General features: G+C 39.7%; 13 protein-coding genes. 10 read left to right on the forward strand and 3 right to left on the reverse strand.

Annotated elements, in window-relative coordinates; translation table 11 throughout:
- Positions 1-31 precede the first annotated feature (31 nt).
- The 7 genes from gap to MUN87_RS21790 all read left to right on the forward strand — a co-directional run bounded on the left by gap (position 32) and on the right by MUN87_RS21790 (position 9656).
- Positions 32-1039: a type I glyceraldehyde-3-phosphate dehydrogenase gene (gene gap, locus MUN87_RS21760; RefSeq protein WP_244718481.1), complete on the forward strand. Its 1008-nt coding sequence runs from the start codon at positions 32-34 to the stop codon at positions 1037-1039.
- Between the two features lie 94 nt (positions 1040-1133).
- Positions 1134-2315: a phosphoglycerate kinase gene (locus MUN87_RS21765; protein ID WP_244743937.1), complete on the forward strand. Its 1182-nt coding sequence runs from the start codon at positions 1134-1136 to the stop codon at positions 2313-2315.
- A gap of 20 nt (positions 2316-2335) precedes the next feature.
- Positions 2336-3094, forward strand: a complete 759-nt coding sequence (gene tpiA / locus MUN87_RS21770) for a triose-phosphate isomerase (protein WP_244743938.1) — start codon at positions 2336-2338, stop codon at positions 3092-3094.
- A complete protein-coding gene (gpmI, locus tag MUN87_RS21775) occupies positions 3091-4629 on the forward strand; it encodes a 2,3-bisphosphoglycerate-independent phosphoglycerate mutase (protein ID WP_244743939.1) in 1539 nt (512 codons plus the stop codon). The genes tpiA and gpmI overlap by 4 nt, the downstream gene beginning before the upstream one ends.
- A gap of 171 nt (positions 4630-4800) precedes the next feature.
- The gene (gene eno, locus MUN87_RS21780) at positions 4801-6087 is read left to right on the forward strand and encodes a phosphopyruvate hydratase (protein ID WP_244743940.1); all 1287 of its coding nucleotides are present in this window, start codon (positions 4801-4803) and stop codon (positions 6085-6087) included.
- A gap of 499 nt (positions 6088-6586) precedes the next feature.
- Positions 6587-7612: an ABC transporter substrate-binding protein gene (locus tag MUN87_RS21785; protein WP_244743941.1), complete on the forward strand. Its 1026-nt coding sequence runs from the start codon at positions 6587-6589 to the stop codon at positions 7610-7612.
- 4 nt (positions 7613-7616) lie between these two features.
- On the forward strand, positions 7617-9656 hold the full coding sequence (locus MUN87_RS21790; RefSeq protein WP_244743942.1) for an iron ABC transporter permease: 2040 nt from the start codon (positions 7617-7619) through the stop codon (positions 9654-9656).
- Between the two features lie 1170 nt (positions 9657-10826).
- Here the strand turns inward: MUN87_RS21790 and ptsP are convergent.
- The 3 genes from ptsP to MUN87_RS21805 all read right to left on the reverse strand — a co-directional run bounded on the left by ptsP (position 10827) and on the right by MUN87_RS21805 (position 13871).
- Positions 10827-12542, reverse strand: coding sequence for a phosphoenolpyruvate--protein phosphotransferase (gene ptsP / locus MUN87_RS21795; RefSeq protein WP_244743943.1), 1716 nt, complete (start codon positions 12540-12542; stop codon positions 10827-10829).
- Positions 12543-12549: 7 nt separating this feature from the next.
- Entirely contained in the window at positions 12550-12819 is a 270-nt protein-coding gene (locus MUN87_RS21800; RefSeq protein ID WP_244743944.1) for a phosphocarrier protein HPr, read from the reverse strand.
- A gap of 104 nt (positions 12820-12923) precedes the next feature.
- Positions 12924-13871 carry an alpha/beta hydrolase gene (locus tag MUN87_RS21805; RefSeq protein ID WP_244743945.1) on the reverse strand — a complete coding sequence of 316 codons (948 nt, stop codon included), beginning with the start codon at positions 13869-13871 and terminating at the stop codon, positions 12924-12926.
- A 118-nt stretch (positions 13872-13989) separates the two neighbouring features.
- On the opposite strand from MUN87_RS21805, the gene secG reads away from it, so the two are divergent.
- The 3 genes from secG (at position 13990) to rnr (ending at position 17415) form a co-directional block, all read left to right on the forward strand.
- Positions 13990-14220 carry a preprotein translocase subunit SecG gene (secG, locus tag MUN87_RS21810; RefSeq protein ID WP_244743946.1) on the forward strand — a complete coding sequence of 77 codons (231 nt, stop codon included), beginning with the start codon at positions 13990-13992 and terminating at the stop codon, positions 14218-14220.
- A gap of 129 nt (positions 14221-14349) precedes the next feature.
- Entirely contained in the window at positions 14350-15090 is a 741-nt protein-coding gene (locus tag MUN87_RS21815; protein WP_244743947.1) for an alpha/beta hydrolase, read from the forward strand.
- Positions 15091-15135: 45 nt separating this feature from the next.
- Entirely contained in the window at positions 15136-17415 is a 2280-nt protein-coding gene (gene rnr, locus MUN87_RS21820; RefSeq protein ID WP_244743948.1) for a ribonuclease R, read from the forward strand.
- Positions 17416-17535 lie beyond the last annotated feature (120 nt).

The following is a 17535-nucleotide window of genomic DNA, read 5'->3' on the forward strand; positions in this document are numbered from 1 at the left end:
TATTAATCATTCTTTAAGGAGGAATTTTAGCATGGCAGTAAAAATTGGTATTAATGGTTTTGGCCGTATCGGTCGTAACGTTTTCCGTCAAGCTTTAAAAAATGATGAGGTAGAAGTAGTAGCGGTTAATGATTTAACTGATGCAAATATGCTTGCACACCTACTAAAATATGATTCTGTTCACGGTAAACTTGATCAAGAAGTTTCTGTAAACGGTGATTCTTTAGTAGTAGGTGGAAAAGAAATCAAAGTTCTTTCTGAGCGCGATCCAGCTAACTTAGGTTGGGGAGACTTAGGAGTAGAGATCGTTGTTGAATCAACTGGTATCTTTACACAACGTGACGCAGCAGCGAAACACTTAACTGCTGGTGCGAAAAAAGTTATCATCTCTGCACCTGCTAAAGAAGAAGATATTACAGTTGTAATGGGTGTAAACGAAGATAAATATGATCCAGCAAGCCACGATGTAATCTCAAATGCTTCTTGTACAACAAACTGTTTAGCACCTTATGCTAAAGTATTGAATGACAAGTTCGGCTTGAAGCGTGGTATGATGACGACTATTCACTCATACACAAATGATCAGCAAATTCTAGATTTACCACATAAGGATTACCGTCGTGCTCGTGCGGCTTCTGAAAATATCATTCCTACAACTACTGGTGCTGCAAAAGCAGTTTCACTAGTATTACCTGAATTAGAAGGTAAATTGAATGGTATGGCAATGCGTGTACCTACTCCAGACGGATCTCTTGTAGATTTAGTTGCAGAATTAGATCAAGAAGTAACAGCTGAAGACGTAAATGGTGCATTAAAAGAAGCAGCAGAAGGTCACTTGAAAGGTATCCTTGGATATTCTGACGAGCCATTAGTATCTGTTGACTACATCGGTAACACTAACTCTTCTACTATTGATGGTCTTTCTACAATGGTAATGGAAGGCAACATGGTAAAAGTAGTATCTTGGTACGATAACGAAATGGGATACTCCAGCCGTGTAGTAGACTTAGCAGCATACGTTAAAGCACAAGGACTATAAGATTATTTAACAGGGAGGGGGATCAATCCTCCTCCCATTTTTGAATTGGTCCGATAGAAGGTAAAAAGCAATCTCGCTAAGGAGGTACAAACGCATGAACAAGCAAACAATCAAAGACATTGATGTAAAAGGAAAAAAAGTATTTTGCCGTGTTGATTTCAACGTACCGATGAAGGACGGAGAAGTGACAGATGATACACGTATTAAAGCAGCACTGCCAACCATTCAGTACTTATCTGAGCAAGGCGCAAAAGTAATTCTTGCCAGTCACTTAGGACGTCCGGGTGGAGAAGTAGTAGAAGAATTACGTATGGACGCTGTTGCTAAACGCTTAAGTGATCTTATCAACAAAACTGTTATCAAGACAGATGAGGTATTTGGTGCAGAAGTACAGGAAGCGGTAGGTCAATTAGAAGACGGTGGCCTTTTACTAATCGAAAACGTACGATTCGAAGCAGGTGAAACGAAAAATGATCCTGCGCTAGCTAAAGAATTCGCTAGTCTTGCTGATTACTATGTGAATGATGCGTTTGGTGCAGCACACCGCGCTCATGCTTCTACAGCTGGTATTGCAGAACATATTCCGTCTGCAGCAGGCTTCTTGCTTGAAAAAGAATTAGATGTTTTAGGCAAAGCATTATCTGATCCGGAAAGACCTTTTACAGCAATTATTGGCGGTGCCAAAGTAAAAGATAAAATCGGTGTAATTGATAACTTATTAGATAAGGTGGACAACTTGATCATCGGCGGAGGCCTTGCTTATACATTTGTTAAAGCATTAGGCCATGAGGTCGGTAAATCTTTATTAGAAGAAGACAAGATTGAATTAGCGAAAGAATACATGCAAAAGGCGAAAGACAAGGGCGTTAATTTTGTCATGCCTGTTGACGTAGTAGTAGCGGATGATTTCTCAAATGATGCGAATACGCAAATCGTAGACATTGACCAAATTCCAGCTGACCTAGAAGCATTGGACATTGGGCCGAAAACACGTGAACAATATGCTGATATCGTAAAAGATTCCAAATTAGTTATTTGGAACGGACCGATGGGTGTGTTTGAATTGGAAACATTTGCTAATGGTACAAAAGCTGTTGCAGATGCATTAAGTAAAACAGAAGGTTATACTGTAATTGGTGGCGGTGATTCTGCTGCTGCAGTTGAGAAATTTCATTACGCAGAACAAATGGACCACATCTCAACTGGTGGTGGAGCTTCCTTGGAATTCATGGAAGGAAAAGAACTACCAGGTGTTAGTGTACTAACAGACAAGTAATGATAGGAGAGGTGAATCACATGCGTAAAAAAGTTATTGCAGGTAACTGGAAAATGAACAAGTTACTTGGCGAAGCAGTTGAATTTGTAGAAGAAACTAAAAACAAGGTAGCAAGTCAAGACAAAGTGGAATCAGTTGTTTGTGCTCCTTTCCCTTATCTGCCTACTTTGGTAGAGAAGACAAAAGGAACGGAATTAGCAGTTGCAGCGCAAAACATGCATTTTGAAGAAAATGGTGCTTTTACTGGTGAAGTAAGCCCTAGTATGCTTGCTGATATCGGCGTAACATACGTCGTGCTAGGTCACTCTGAGCGTCGTGAAATGTTTGCTGAAACAGACGAAACAGTTAACAAAAAAGCACATGCAGCATTCGCTAACCATTTAATTCCAATTATCTGTGTTGGTGAAACATTAGATCAACGTGAAGCAAATGAAACGATGACAATTGTCGAAGCCCAGGTGAAAGCTGCTCTTGCTGGCTTATCAGAAGAGCAAGTAAAAGCTTCGATCATTGCCTATGAACCGATCTGGGCTATTGGAACTGGTAAGACAGCTACTTCTGAGCAAGCGAATGAAGTTTGTACGCATATTCGTAAGGTAGTAGCAGATGCTGTATCTGCTGCAGCTGGTGATGCGGTGCGTATTCAATATGGTGGATCTGTGAAACCAGCAAATGTTGATGAGTTACTTTCACAGTCTGATATTGACGGCGCGCTTGTAGGTGGTGCAAGTCTGGAAGCTGATTCCTTCTTACAGTTAGTGGAGGCTGGTGCAAAATGAGCCAAGACAAACTAGCAGCCCTCATCATCCTTGACGGTTATGCTATAAGAGATGAGGAAAAAGGAAATGCGGTGAAAAAGGCAAACACGCCTAACTTTGATCGTTATTGGAAGCAATATGCACACAATCAGTTAACAGCAAGTGGTGAAGCGGTTGGCTTACCTGAAGGTCAAATGGGTAACTCAGAAGTGGGTCACTTGAACATTGGGGCAGGTCGAATCGTTTATCAAAGCTTAACTCGTGTTAACTTATCTATTAAAGATGGCGATTTCTTTGACAACCAAGTGTTATTAGATGCAGTAGACCATGCTAAGAAGCATGACAAAGCATTACATGTCTTTGGTTTGTTATCTGATGGCGGTGTACATAGTCATATCCAGCACCTGTATGCTGTTCTTAAACTAGCAGCAGATAAAGGTGTGGAGAAAGTATATGTGCACGCGTTCTTAGATGGACGAGATGTTGATCAGAAATCTGCCAAAAAATATATTAAAGATGCACAAGAAAAAATGGCTGAATATGGTGTAGGTGAGTTTGCTACATTATCAGGTCGTTATTATTCCATGGACCGTGACAAGCGTTGGGACCGTGTCAAGAAGTCGTATGATGCAATGGTATACGGCGAAGGACCGACATATACCGATCCACTGGAAGTTGTAGAGGATTCTTACAAGAACGAAATCTATGACGAGTTCGTGATTCCGTCTGTTATTACAGATGAGAATGGCAAGCCAAAAGCAACGATTCAGGATGATGACTCGGTTATTTTCTATAACTTCCGTCCTGACCGCGCGATCCAAATCTCACGTACTTTCGCAAATGAAGATTTCCGTGATTTTGATCGTGGCGATAAAGCGCCGAAGAATATTCACTTCGTTTGCCTGACGAACTTCAGCGAAACGGTAGATGGCTATGTTGCATATAAGCCAGTAAATTTAGACAATACAGTTGGTGAAGTATTAGCACAGAATAACCTGAATCAGCTACGTATTGCTGAAACCGAGAAATATCCACACGTTACCTTCTTTATGAGTGGTGGACGTGAAAAAGAATTTCCTGGTGAAAAACGAATCTTAATTGATTCACCGAAAGTAGCAACATATGATCTGAAACCGGAAATGAGTGCGTATGAAGTGACAGATGCATTGCTTGAGGAACTGGATAGAGACGAGCAGAATGCGATCATCTTGAACTTTGCCAATCCGGATATGGTAGGTCATTCAGGTATGCTGGAGCCTACTGTGAAGGCAATCGAAACAGTAGATGAATGCCTTGGTAAAATTGTAGATAAGATCGTTAAGAAAGGCGGTCATGCGATTATAACTGCTGACCACGGTAACTCCGACGAGGTGATTACAGCTGAAGGAGACCCAATGACGGCACACACAACGAATCCGGTACCAGTCATCGTAACAAAAGATGACATTGAATTACGTGATGGCGGGATCCTTGCTGATTTAGCGCCAACACTTCTTGACTTATTACAGGTCGATAAACCGAAAGAAATGACTGGAGACAGTTTAATAAAAAAATAAAAAGGGAAATTTTTAGATGAGACAACAAAAATGCCGCTAAAGAAATGCAAGTAAGGAAGCCTTCTGCAGGAGCGAGTTGCATTTCTATTGCTAGCATAGTGCGCAGGAAGTTGTTTGATCATCTGCCTGTTAACCCTTAAAAAAATACCAATTAAAAGGAGAATTATAATTATGCCATATATTACAGATGTTTACGCACGCGAAATATTAGATTCCCGTGGTAACCCGACAGTTGAAGTAGAAATTTATACAGAATCAGGAGCATTCGGTTCTGCACTTGTACCAAGTGGTGCATCTACTGGTGAACACGAAGCAGTAGAATTACGTGATGGTGACAAAGACCGTTATTTAGGTAAAGGTGTCTTAAAAGCAGTAGAAAACGTAAACGAAGTAATCGCGCCTGAATTAATGGGTATCGATGTGACTCGTCAAGTAGTAATCGATCAACTTTTATTAGAACTTGATGGTACAGAAAACAAAGGTAAATTAGGTGCGAACGCAATCCTTGGTGTATCAATGGCAGCAGCACATGCAGCAGCAGATTACCTAGGTGTACCATTATACACTTACTTAGGTGGATTCAATGCAACAACTCTTCCAACACCAATGATGAACATCTTAAATGGTGGAGAGCATGCGGATAACAACGTAGATATCCAAGAATTTATGATCATGCCTGTAGGTGCTCCAACGTTCCGTGAAGCACTACGTATGGGAGCAGAAGTATTCCACAGCTTGAAAAAAGTACTTAGCAGCAAAGGCTATAACACTGGTGTTGGTGACGAAGGTGGTTTCGCACCAAACTTAAAATCAAATGAAGAAGCACTTTCAACGATCATCGAAGCGATCGAAGCAGCTGGTTACAAGCCAGGTGAAGAAGTGAAATTAGCAATGGACGTAGCATCTTCTGAATTCTATGAAGATGGTAAATATAACCTTAAAGGTGAAGGTGTTGTACGTTCTTCTGAAGAAATGGTTGGATGGTATGAAGAAATGGTTAACAAATACCCAATCGTTTCTATCGAAGACGGTTTAGATGAAAATGACTGGGAAGGTCATAAAATCTTAACAGAACGCATCGGTGACCGCGTTCAATTAGTAGGGGACGACTTATTCGTTACAAACACGAAACGTCTTGCACAAGGTATCGAGCAAGGTGTAGGTAACTCTATCCTTGTTAAAGTGAACCAAATTGGTACGCTTACCGAAACTTTTGAAGCAATTGAAATGGCTAAACGCGCTGGATATACAGCAGTTATCTCTCACCGTTCTGGTGAAACTGAAGACGCAACAATCGCTGATATCGCAGTTGCAACTAATGCTGGTCAAATCAAAACAGGTGCACCATCTCGTACAGACCGCGTTGCGAAATACAACCAGTTACTACGTATCGAAGATGAGCTTGTTGGAACAGCAAAATACGCTGGAAAGACTGCATTCTACAACTTAAACAAATAAGTTCTAGAAAGAAAAGCATCCCTTAGTTGGGGTGCTTTTTTATATGCTTGCTGAATTGTGATATAAAAGATTTGGCTGTTTATATGACGGATTATCTTAACTGAGCTGAGGTTGTAATTTTGACATGATTCATGTGGCGGGACATCCTTTTAGTCAACCAGTTCGCGTCCTGTGAGGAACGGCTTTCATATTAGGCTTCTCTCTTAACTGCTTCGCCTTGTGCCGCGGATGCTCTCACTATGAAGCGATACTGGTCCCAGACCATGTTAAATGCTATTATGTATGAATACGGTGAAATCATAGCTCTTAGAAAAATTGCAGAGTTTCCATCCTGGCACATTCACCATTTCAAAATAAACATCTAAGCTCTCAGTTTACATAATCCGTAATAGCTAGCCGTAAATCATCTTGACATGAACTGTTCTCTAAGGTAATATTTTTAGTGATGAAAATGATTATCTTTTTCATTTAAAGTATTAAAAATAGGGGGATCTACATAGTGAAAAAGCAATTATTGTTAGTTATTACAGTAGTTTTATTCGCAATATTTTTGGCTGCTTGTGGAAGCGATGACAATTCTGCCAGTGAAGAAGGGGAAAATAATAAGGAAACAAAAAATACGGAAGACACAGCTGACGCAGCAGAAACTTCTATTACCGTCTCTGATATATATGGTGAGCAAACGTTTGAGGAAGTGCCGGAGCGCATTGTTGTACTAGAGTGGGTATATGCAGAGGATCTGTTAGCATTAGGGATACAACCTGTCGGTATGGCGGATATGGAAGGATATCATTCCTGGATTAACATTGAGCCTGCATTAGGTGAGGATGTGGAAGATGTAGGAACCCGTCAAGAGCCAAACCTGGAAGCGATTCATGCGTTAGACCCTGATGTGATCATTACAGCAAGTTCTCGACATGAAGGGATCCTTGACAGCTTAAAAGATATAGCCCCTACATTGGCCTATAATGCTTACCCGGAAGAAGGAGCAGGCACTCAATATGAAGAAATGGAATCTACTTTTAAAGAGATTGCCAAGTTAGTACAAAAAGAAGAAGAAGCAGATCAAATTCTGAGTGATTTATCTCAAGCGTATACTGATATAGAATCTGAAATTTCAGACGCAGGTGTGGAGAATAAGCAATTTGTTTTATCACAAGCGTACAGCTCTGAAAATTCTCCTGTTATTCGATTATTCAAAGATAACGCAATGGCAACAGAAATTATGACTGAGATAGGACTTGAAAATGCTTATCAATCCGATGGTTTCCAAGTATACGGGTTCGATGAAACGAGTGTAGAAGCATTACAAACGGTACAAGATGCGCACTTTTTCTATATCGTACAAGAAGATGACAATATCTTCTCCAATCAACTGGCAGGAAATCCCGCATGGGAAGACCTTGCCTTTGTAAAAGAAGATAGAACATATCAATTGCCAGGTGATACGTGGACATTTGGTGGACCATTATCCGCAGAAGTGTTTGCCAATCAAATTAAGGAAGCATTAGTACAAGCGAAGTGATAACATGAACATCCTAAAAGACTCATACATTTGGAAAACGGTTCTTACCTTTGGAGGGGGAACCGTCCTTTTACTTTTGCTATTATTTATTCATTTACAGCAGGGGAGTGTTTCCATTCCTGCTGCTATCATGTTACAAGCAATTTTTAATCCTCAGGATATAATCGAGCATCATACGATTCGCTATCTAAGGATGCCGAGAGCTATGATGGGTGTCCTTGCTGGTGGGGCATTGGCTGTGTCTGGAGTGCTTTTACAGACAATAACAAAAAATCCATTAGCTTCAGCAAGTACGCTCGGTATTCACTCAGGTTCTTACTTTGCAGTGGTGTTTGCCAGTGTATTTATGACCACCACAAACGGATGGAGTGGCCTCCTCATTGCTTTTACTGGTGGTGTACTTACTGCTTTTCTCGTTTATACTTTAGCAGGTGTCGTACATGCCAGCCCAGTGAAGATGGTGTTGGCTGGTATGGTCATAACGATGATGTTTTCGGCATTTACCTCTTTGTTACAGATATTCTTTGAAAATGAAACAGCTGGTTTATTTTTATGGGGTTCGGGGACACTTGTCCAAAATAACTGGAGTGGTGTGCAATTTGTCTTACCGTTTACTGTAATAGGTCTTTTTGTTTCTATGCTTATTGCAAAATCACTTGATATATTTCAATTAGGAGATGATGTCGCAAAAGGCCTTGGGCAAAATGTCCAATTAATGCGTATAGCTGCAGTATTAGTTGCGGTGTTCCTTACCTCTGTAACCGTTAGTGTTGTTGGTCCAATCGGCTTTGTTGGGTTGATAGCACCGCACCTGATTAAATTACTAGGTTTTCAAAAGCATCTTGTTATTATACTAGGTTCGTTTTTATGGGGAGCCAATGTACTATTAGGTGCAGATGTTCTCGCTAGGGTGATAGATCCTAGTTTCTCAGAATTACCTGTTGGAGCGATTACCGCATTTATTGGGGCGCCCTGGCTCATTTGGCTTATTATGAAGAAACGGAATAAACAATACAGTCAAAAAGATACGGCTATTTTGGCAGGCCAATTATACACCCCAACTTTACAAAAATGGATGTTACCCACACTATTCATAATTGCAATAATTACATTGTTTGTTGGTGTTGCAACAGGTAATAATGGTATGGAATTGTACCAAACATTTCAGGCGATATTTTATAATCAGGATCCTTTTATAAAAGATATGGCACTTGATTTACGATTACCTAGATTATTGGTAGCAGCGGGTAGTGGGATCCTTTTGGCAATAAGCGGATATATCTTTCAAGGTGTTTTGCGCAATCCGCTTGCAGATCCATCGGTAATTGGAATTACATCGGGTGCAGGTGTCGGAGCTCTTCTCTTTCTCTATATCGGCTCTGTTTCGGCTGTATGGATGCCACTAGGTGCATTTCTGGGCGCTGTAATTGCTTTTCTAATTGTCATGGCATTAGCGTATAAAGCCGACTTTCAACCTGCATTACTGGCGCTTTTAGGGATAGGTGTTTCAGCGTTTGGTTCAGCAGTTATTCAAATAATTGTCGTTCAGTCGGATATGGCAGTAGCCTCTGCACTAACGTGGTTATCTGGTACAACTTATGCAACTAGCTGGACGGAATTGGTTTATTATTTGCTAGGACCACTGGTGATATTAGTTCCCCTCGTATATATTGTAAGTGATCGTATTCATACGTTAGCACTTGGGGACGATACAGCAAAAGGGCTAGGATTAGCGGTTGTAAAAACAAGGTTTTATATGGCGCTATTAGCTTCTTTAGTAGCAGCTGCAAGTGTCGCTACTGTCGGTACCATTGGTTTTGTAGGATTAATAGCTCCGCACGTTGCTCGTTTGTTATTAGGTCCGGTTCATAAAAAATTATTACCAGCTACCGCTTTATTGGGTGCTGTTTTCCTTATGATAGCTGACGTGCTGAGCCGAACTTTATTAGTTCCAAAAGAAATTCCTTCAGGCATAATCGTTGCCATCATAGGTGCACCATATTTTTTATGGTTAATGAACCGTTCAAACAAATGGAAATTTTAAGAATACAAAACACTTGTAAGTACAAGTATTTTGTATTACAATAAATGATAAGGTTTTCAACAATAAGTTATCCAAAACACAAAAATTTCGAGCTCAATTCGCTCGTGTTTAACAAGAAATTACACAAATAATGTTAGCTAACTTATTACTGATTCATCATTTCAAAATAAAGCATAAACTTAGTAACATAACTTGTAGTAGGTAGCAGGACAAATTTTAGAAGATCACCCATTTGTTGAAGCATGCTATAGAAGAAAATCGCAAGCGGCCGATAGAAACGTAGCGACTGGGCGGCATCACGGTGAACATGATGACTTTGACCCTAGGCCACAATGGCGACAAAAGCTCTGGTTATCACCAATCGGTAAGTCTTCTTTATCGTAAGGTGGTGAAGGAAGTCGCATAGTTTCTGGGCGCATGGCTGTTCATGTTAGAAAGTGGTACAAAGCTTTAATTGTTTATACTTTTCTACCGTATAAGAAAAACCGGCCATAACCCGCCCGGTCCTAATTGACTTCATTAATAAGCAACTTCCCATAATATGGATTATGTTAACTAAGGCTGTATGGCAAAACGGTCATTTTGAAATATTTTATCTGCGTTGCAAAGCTCCTGAAATAGGCTCCGCGTCCTGTGGGCACGGCTTCAGCTAACTTATGAAAGAAAATTCTTTTCTTTCATAAGTGGATCTTCAGCTCGCGCTGATTCCACGGGAGTCTCCGCCTATTTCCTACGCTTGAGGGAAGTGCTACAACTTATGTAACAGCAAAAAGCAGTCGTGCTAGGCGATGTATTTCATCAATTAAGGTGTAAATCTTGCAGATAATGCTTCATATCCTAGATGTCGCATAAATTGTGGAGCTATACATCAGCGTAGGCCAACCACGTAGACTCCCGCGGGACATGCAGGTGCTGGAGATCCGCTTTGTGAAGTGCCCTTCTTCACAAAGTTAGCTCCAGCCGTGCCCCGCAGGACGCGAAGTGGTTGGCCGGAGCGGTATCCTAGCACATTAAATATCTCAATATGGATGCTTGGCAGTGATGGCTAGTTAACATAATCCATATTATAGGAACCTATCTTCCTATTCAGCATGATTACTTCTACGACTGTACTTATATACTTTCTTTGCTTATAAAAAAAGACCCAGACATAAGTCTGAGTCCAAAACATTATTGATTCGTTTTTTCACGTACGAATGCTTCTACTTCGTCAGCTGTACTCATACCTAATAACTGATCTTTGTAAGAAGCAAGTTCTTCTTTAGAAAGATCACGAATTTGAGTCCGTGCCGGTAAGATAGAGGTTGCACTCATACTAAATTCATCTAAGCCTAATGCTAAGAGGATAGGGATCGCGATGGAATCTCCAGCCATTTCACCACACATACCAGCCCATTTTCCTTCCGCATGTGCTGCTTCAATAACATTATGCACCAGGTTAAGGATTGCTGGGTGATAAGGTTGGTAAAGGTAGCTAACACGTTCATTCATTCTGTCAGCTGCGATCGTATATTGAATTAAATCATTTGTACCAATACTGAAGAAATCGACTTCTTTCGCGAATTGACGAGCAATAACCGCAGTAGAAGGAATTTCAACCATTATACCAACTTCAATATCATCGGAAACCTTGATTCCTTCATTCGTTAAGTTCGCTTTTTCTTCTAGTAGGATTGCTTTTGCCTGACGGAATTCATCAAGTGTAGCAATCATTGGGAACATAATTTTCAAATTTCCGTAGACACTGGCACGAAGTAATGCACGCAACTGTGTACGGAAAATATCATCTCGCTCTAAGCATAAACGAATGGCACGATAACCAAGAAACGGGTTCATTTCTTTCGGTAGTTCTAAGTATGGAAGTTCTTTATCTCCACCAATATCCAATGTACGGACAACTACGGGCTTATCTCCCATCTGCTCTAAGACAGATTTATAAGCATCGTACTGTTCGTCTTCTGTAGGAAGTTCATTTTTTCCCATATAAAGGAATTCTGTACGGTAAAGACCTACACCTTCACCACCATTATTCATAACACCTTCTACATCATTCGGTGTACCGATGTTCGCTACTAGTTCAACATGCGCACCATCTTTAGATACAGTAGGTTCGTCTTTTAATTTCGCCCATTCCTGCTTTTGCTGTTCAAATTGTTCTTGCTTCTGTTGATAGCTGGCAATTTCATCCTCAGTAGGATTAATGATAACTTGACCATCAATTCCATCTACAATTAACATATCTCCAGCTTTTGCTTGCTCGGTAATATCTTTAGTTCCAACGACTGCCGGAATTTCTAATGAGCGAGCCATGATAGCAGAGTGAGAAGTACGGCCACCAATGTTTGTTGTGAAGCCTTGTACAAATTGTTTGTTTAATTGTGCCGTATCAGATGGCGTTAAATCCTCTGCGATGACAATAACTTCTTCGTCAATTAATGCGGGGTTAGGGAAATTGACCTCTAATAAGTGGGCCATTACACGTTTGGTAACGTCCTTAATATCAGCAGCGCGCTCACGCATATATTCATTGTCCATTGTTTCGAACATTTGAATGAACATCTGAGCTGTTTCATCTAACGCAAATTCCGCATTGACATTATCCGTTTCAATTTTATCCTTGATAGGATTAATTAATTCCGGATCACTAAGTACGAGTAAATGAGCAGAAAAAATTTCTGCATGCTCGTCACCAAGTGAGGTACGAGCATGCTCTTTAATTTTTTCTAATTCTGATTTAGAAATGTCTAGAGCTTTTGTTAAACGTTCTATTTCAGCGTTTGTGTCTTCTACTTTCTCTTTAGAAAAAGAAAGGTCAGGAATAGCTAATTTGTATGCTTTAGCGATAGCTATTCCATTCGATGCTGCTATACCTGTTAATTGACTCATGGATGAATTACTCTCCTAGACCTTCTGATTTGATAACGTCAACTACTGCGTCTAAAGCTTCTTGCTCATCAGAACCGTCTGCAATAATTTTAATTTCTGCACCTTGAGGGATACCTAGAGACATAACACCCATGATAGATTTCAAGTTAATGGATTTGCCATTGTATTCTAAGTTCATATCAGATGCAAAGCTACCTGCTTTATTTACTAGTACAGTTGCTGGACGTGCGTGTACTCCTGTTTCGTCTGTAATTGTTACTGTTTTTTCTACTGCCATTATAGAAAACCTCCTAATAAAAATTGTTTTAAGATAATACTTCACCTTAATTTTACTCTTAATATAGGTCATATTTCAAGGGATATTATCATGTAACATGCTCATTATACGGATTGTGTGTCTTTGTGACAAGCCATTTGCTTTTCAATCCATGTAGCAATTTCTAGAAAGACCTCTGTTTTGTTCGTTTCATTCAATATCTCATGTCTGCGATTAACATATAATGTATGCTCGATATTGTTGTTTCCTCTAGACTTATAATACCTTACAGTTTTCTTCAGGCTTTTGCCATAATCTCCAACCGGATCTTCTTTACCGCTTAATAGAAGAAGAGGCAAGTCACATGAAGGTTTCTTTGTTTGCTTGGTGGATTGAATAGAAAGTAATCCGTCATATAAATCATAAAAAAATTGATTGGAAAGTGTGATACCACAATAAGGATCTTGGTTATACTTATCAATAATGCTTTTATCCGTACAAAGCCAGTCAAATTCGTTATTTTTTTCTGTATACTTGTTATAGCCAAAAAAAGAAAGTTTATGCAACAGAGTGGCCGGTGTTTGTTTTCCTTGTACCGAGCAAATGATTTTAGCCAGAAATTTAGCTGCATGTAATAACACATTTGGTTGAAACCCTGTCCCAATCAACACGACACCATTAAGCAGTTCCGGTCTGATGGTCATATAGCGCCTGCTGACGAAAGACCCCATGCTATGTCCAATTAGAAAAACAGGGAGGCTTGGGTGTTTCTTGCTGATCCATTCTGTAACAGTAATGGTATCTTCAACCATGCTTTCGAAACCATCTTGATCTGCTATATGTCCAAGTGAATCAGCGTTATTCCCAGTCCGACCATGACCACGGTGATCATGCCCATATACGATAAACGAGCGCTCCTGCAGAAACACAGCGAAATCATGATAGCGTTCGATGTGCTCTGCCATGCCGTGTGTCAGTTGAACAACAGCTTTTGGTTCTGTTTTGTTTTGCCAACTTCTCACATATAATGATTGCCGATCGGATGTCTCAAGCCAATAACGGTTTTCTATCATAATAAACGAACTCCTTTTTTCTACATCTTACCACGAATCCTATAAAAATAGCTTGCCATTTTGGTTTCTTTTTGCTACATTGTAAGTATTGATTTGTCGTCTAAGGGGGGTTTGCAACATGATGGCCGTTGCAATGACTTTATTAATTATTGATGCTATTGTACTAATCGTATTTGTATTATTACAATCTGGTAAAAGCGCAGGGCTTTCTGGAGCTATTTCTGGAGGTGCTGAACAATTATTTGGTAAGCAAAAAGCGAGAGGGATTGACGCTGTCTTACACCGAGGAACAATTATTACTTCTGTAATCCTGTTTGTACTTACATTTGCTCTTGCTTATCTTATATAAAATAATACTTGCTAGATGTTAAACACCCTTTGCGAAGTGCAGAGGGTGTTTTCTTTCGTAACAAAGCGTAAAATATAGTACACTTAGAAATATTTAGAAAAGAAAGACCGAAAGGGGACAAGAACAACAATGAAAAGAAAACAACCAGAACCTTTTATGTTTAAAGGAGACGAACGTGCGGTATTACTACTACATGGTTTCACAGGTCATTCTGCAGATGTACGAATGTTAGCGAGGCATTTAAATAATGAAGGCTATACGTGTTATGCACCGATATACCGTGGGCATGGGAAATCGCCTGAAGATCTGATTAAAGCTACGGCAGAACAATGGTGGGAAGATGTACAGGATGCTTATCATTATTTACAAGCTCAAGGGTATCAAAAAATAGCGGTCGCAGGTTTATCCCTTGGAGGAGTATTAGGATTACGCCTTGCTTGTAATAATCCTGTGCAAGGAATTGTGACGATGTGTTCGCCAATGTTCTTTGATAACGAATCACAATTAACAATTGGTTTCCGACAGTTTGCTAAAGAATTTAAACAATTAGAAGGAAAAGATGAAGTAACCGTCCAACAAGAAACAGAACAACTGTTAGACGAATCAAAAGATTTATTTAAAGAGATTGAGAAATCTATCACAAGGGTAAAGGATAATATCGATATATTGTATACACCAACTCTTGTAGCACAAGCTAAACAGGATGAAATGATCAATCCTGACAGTGCTAACTATATTTATGAGAATGTTGAATCAGACAATAAACAAATTAAATGGTATGAAAATGCTGGTCATGCGATTACATTTAGTAAAGCAAAGGATCAATTACACGAAGATATCGCTGCTTTTTTCGAATCACTTGACTGGTAATAGCCATACTAAAAGAAAAAAAGTGAAAGAGGTGGAGTAAAAATCATGTCAACTATGCAACAACAAATTCTCAACTATTTTAACGAAAATGCCACCAAACCTTTATCGGTTCAAGAAATGGAAGAGGTATTGCAAGTAGAAGAATCAGAACAATTTACTGAATTAATGAAAGCTTTAAATGAGCTGGAAAACGCCGGAGAACTAATTCGGACTCGTAAAAACCGTTATGGACTACCAGAGAAGATGAATTTAATCCGAGGTAGTATTCAAATGCACGCGAAAGGTTTTGCCTTCTTAATTCCAGAGGAGGAAGGACTGGATGATGTATACATTAACCATGCTGACCTTGGATCTGCTATGAATGGTGATAAAGTGTTTGTCCGAGTGGATCATCATGATGACACGAGTAAACGGGCAGAAGGTGTTGTCGTCCGTATCATCGAACGATTTACATCCGAGATAATCGGTACATATGAGGATAATGGCGCATTTGGTTTTGTTATTGCCGATGACAAACGTATTCCTAATGATATCTTTGTACCGAAAGGTGAAGCAAAAGGTGCTGTAGGCGGTCATAAAGTTATTGTAGAAATAACAAAATATCCAGAAGGACGAATGAGTGCGGAAGGGCGAGTAATAAATATTCTAGGTCACAAAAACGACCCAGGTATGGATATTTTATCGATCATCTATAAGAATGGAATTACCATTGATTTCCCTGAAGATGTACTCAATCAGGCAGAGAATATTTCCAAGGAAATACCGGGAGAAGACTTAGAAGGTCGTAAAGATTTACGGGAAGAAACAATTGTAACGATCGATGGGGCCGACGCTAAAGACTTAGATGATGCCGTAACAGTTAAAAGATTAGATAATGGTAATTATAAACTGGGAGTATATATAGCCGATGTTACGCATTATGTCGATGAAAACTCACCGATCGATCGTGAAGCTTACGAAAGAGGGACAAGTGTTTACCTGGTGGATCGAGTGATACCGATGATTCCGCATCGTCTTTCTAATGGGATTTGTTCATTAAATCCTCAAGTGGATCGACTTGTATTAGGCTGTGACATGGAAATCAGTCCAAAAGGTGAAGTCGTTAATCATGATATCTTTCAGGCAGTTATCAATACGACAGAAAGAATGACATATAAGGCAGTTAATCAAATATTGGTGGATAAAGATCAAGAGCAAATCGATCGATACCAATCTCTAGTGCCGATGTTTGAGGACATGGAAGAACTAGCAGAGGTATTACGGAAGAAACGTTTTGGCCGTGGTGCGATTGATTTCGATTTTAAAGAAGCACAAGTATTGGTCGATCAGGAAGGTAAAGCAGAAGATGTTGTGATTCGGGAACGTTCCGTTGGGGAGCGATTAATTGAAGAATTTATGCTTTGTGCTAACGAAACAGTTGCTGAACATTTTCATTGGATGGATGTTCCGTTTATCCACCGTATTCACGAAGATCCTGATCCAGCAAAATTACAAACGTTCTTTGAATTCATCGCAAGATTTGGATATGTCGTCAAAGGTACTTCTAATGAAATTCATCCACAAGCATTGCAAAATGTATTAGATGAAGTAACAGGTACAGAAGAAGATATGATTATTTCCAAATTAATGCTTCGTTCCATGAAACAAGCGAAATATGACCCGCAAGGAATTGGGCACTTCGGTTTAGCTACTGAATTTTACACCCATTTCACGTCACCGATTCGTCGTTATCCGGATTTAATTGTACACCGATTAATTCGTACGTATTTGATTGAAAAGAAACTAGATCAAAATACAAGACAACATTGGAAAGATAAAATGCCGGATATAGCTAAACAGGCTTCCTTAAAAGAACGTGCAGCTGTAGATGCTGAACGTGAAGTCGATGACCTGAAAAAGGCAGAATATATGCAAGATAAGATCGGTGAAGAGTATGACGGTGTGATCAGCTCTGTTACCAATTTCGGGTTGTTTGTAGAATTGCCAAATACAGTGGAAGGCCTTGTTCACGTAAGCTATTTAACAGATGATTACTACCATTTTGATGAGCGTGCATATGCTATGATTGGTGAACGGACAGGCAATGTCTTTCAAGTCGGCGATGCCATTACAGTGAAAGTAGCACAGGTTAATTTGGATGAGCGCTCAGTCGATTTTGAAATTGTCGGGATGAAGCCGAATAAAAGACGCTCAAAACCAGAAGGTAAAGTGATTCAAGCCCATCGTGATAAAGGTGGACTTAAGAAAACAGCAAAAAAATCACAAAAATCAGCTAAACCAAACAATAATAAGAAGCAAGGTCGGAAGAAGAAAAAGAAGAGGTAAACACATGTTACTGGGATAGGCTGCAGCAAGATTAGGGCTATCCCAGTTCTTCTTTCTAATAATATTCGCACGTTTCTCATTTTTTTGTTAAAATGTATTTTACGTAACAGTAGGAGGAAC

It is taken from the genome of Gracilibacillus salinarum (assembly GCF_022919575.1).
In the GTDB taxonomy this organism is placed as follows: Bacteria; Bacillota; Bacilli; order Bacillales; family Amphibacillaceae; genus Gracilibacillus; species Gracilibacillus salinarum.

Bases quoted from the DNA above. Each gene is read 5' to 3' on its own strand.
- MUN87_RS21815 (WP_244743947.1), top strand. From the start codon at position 14,350: ATGAAAAGAAAACAACCAGAACCTTTTATGTTTAAAGGAGACGAACGT.
- eno (WP_244743940.1), top strand. From the start codon at position 4,801: ATGCCATATATTACAGATGTTTACGCACGCGAAATATTAGATTCCCGT.
- gap (WP_244718481.1), top strand. From the start codon at position 32: ATGGCAGTAAAAATTGGTATTAATGGTTTTGGCCGTATCGGTCGTAAC.
- MUN87_RS21805 (WP_244743945.1), bottom strand. From the start codon at position 13,871: ATGATAGAAAACCGTTATTGGCTTGAGACATCCGATCGGCAATCATTA.
- ptsP (WP_244743943.1), bottom strand. From the start codon at position 12,542: ATGAGTCAATTAACAGGTATAGCAGCATCGAATGGAATAGCTATCGCT.
- rnr (WP_244743948.1), top strand. From the start codon at position 15,136: ATGTCAACTATGCAACAACAAATTCTCAACTATTTTAACGAAAATGCC.
- MUN87_RS21765 (WP_244743937.1), top strand. From the start codon at position 1,134: ATGAACAAGCAAACAATCAAAGACATTGATGTAAAAGGAAAAAAAGTA.
- secG (WP_244743946.1), top strand. From the start codon at position 13,990: ATGATGGCCGTTGCAATGACTTTATTAATTATTGATGCTATTGTACTA.
- MUN87_RS21790 (WP_244743942.1), top strand. From the start codon at position 7,617: ATGAACATCCTAAAAGACTCATACATTTGGAAAACGGTTCTTACCTTT.
- MUN87_RS21800 (WP_244743944.1), bottom strand. From the start codon at position 12,819: ATGGCAGTAGAAAAAACAGTAACAATTACAGACGAAACAGGAGTACAC.
- tpiA (WP_244743938.1), top strand. From the start codon at position 2,336: ATGCGTAAAAAAGTTATTGCAGGTAACTGGAAAATGAACAAGTTACTT.
- gpmI (WP_244743939.1), top strand. From the start codon at position 3,091: ATGAGCCAAGACAAACTAGCAGCCCTCATCATCCTTGACGGTTATGCT.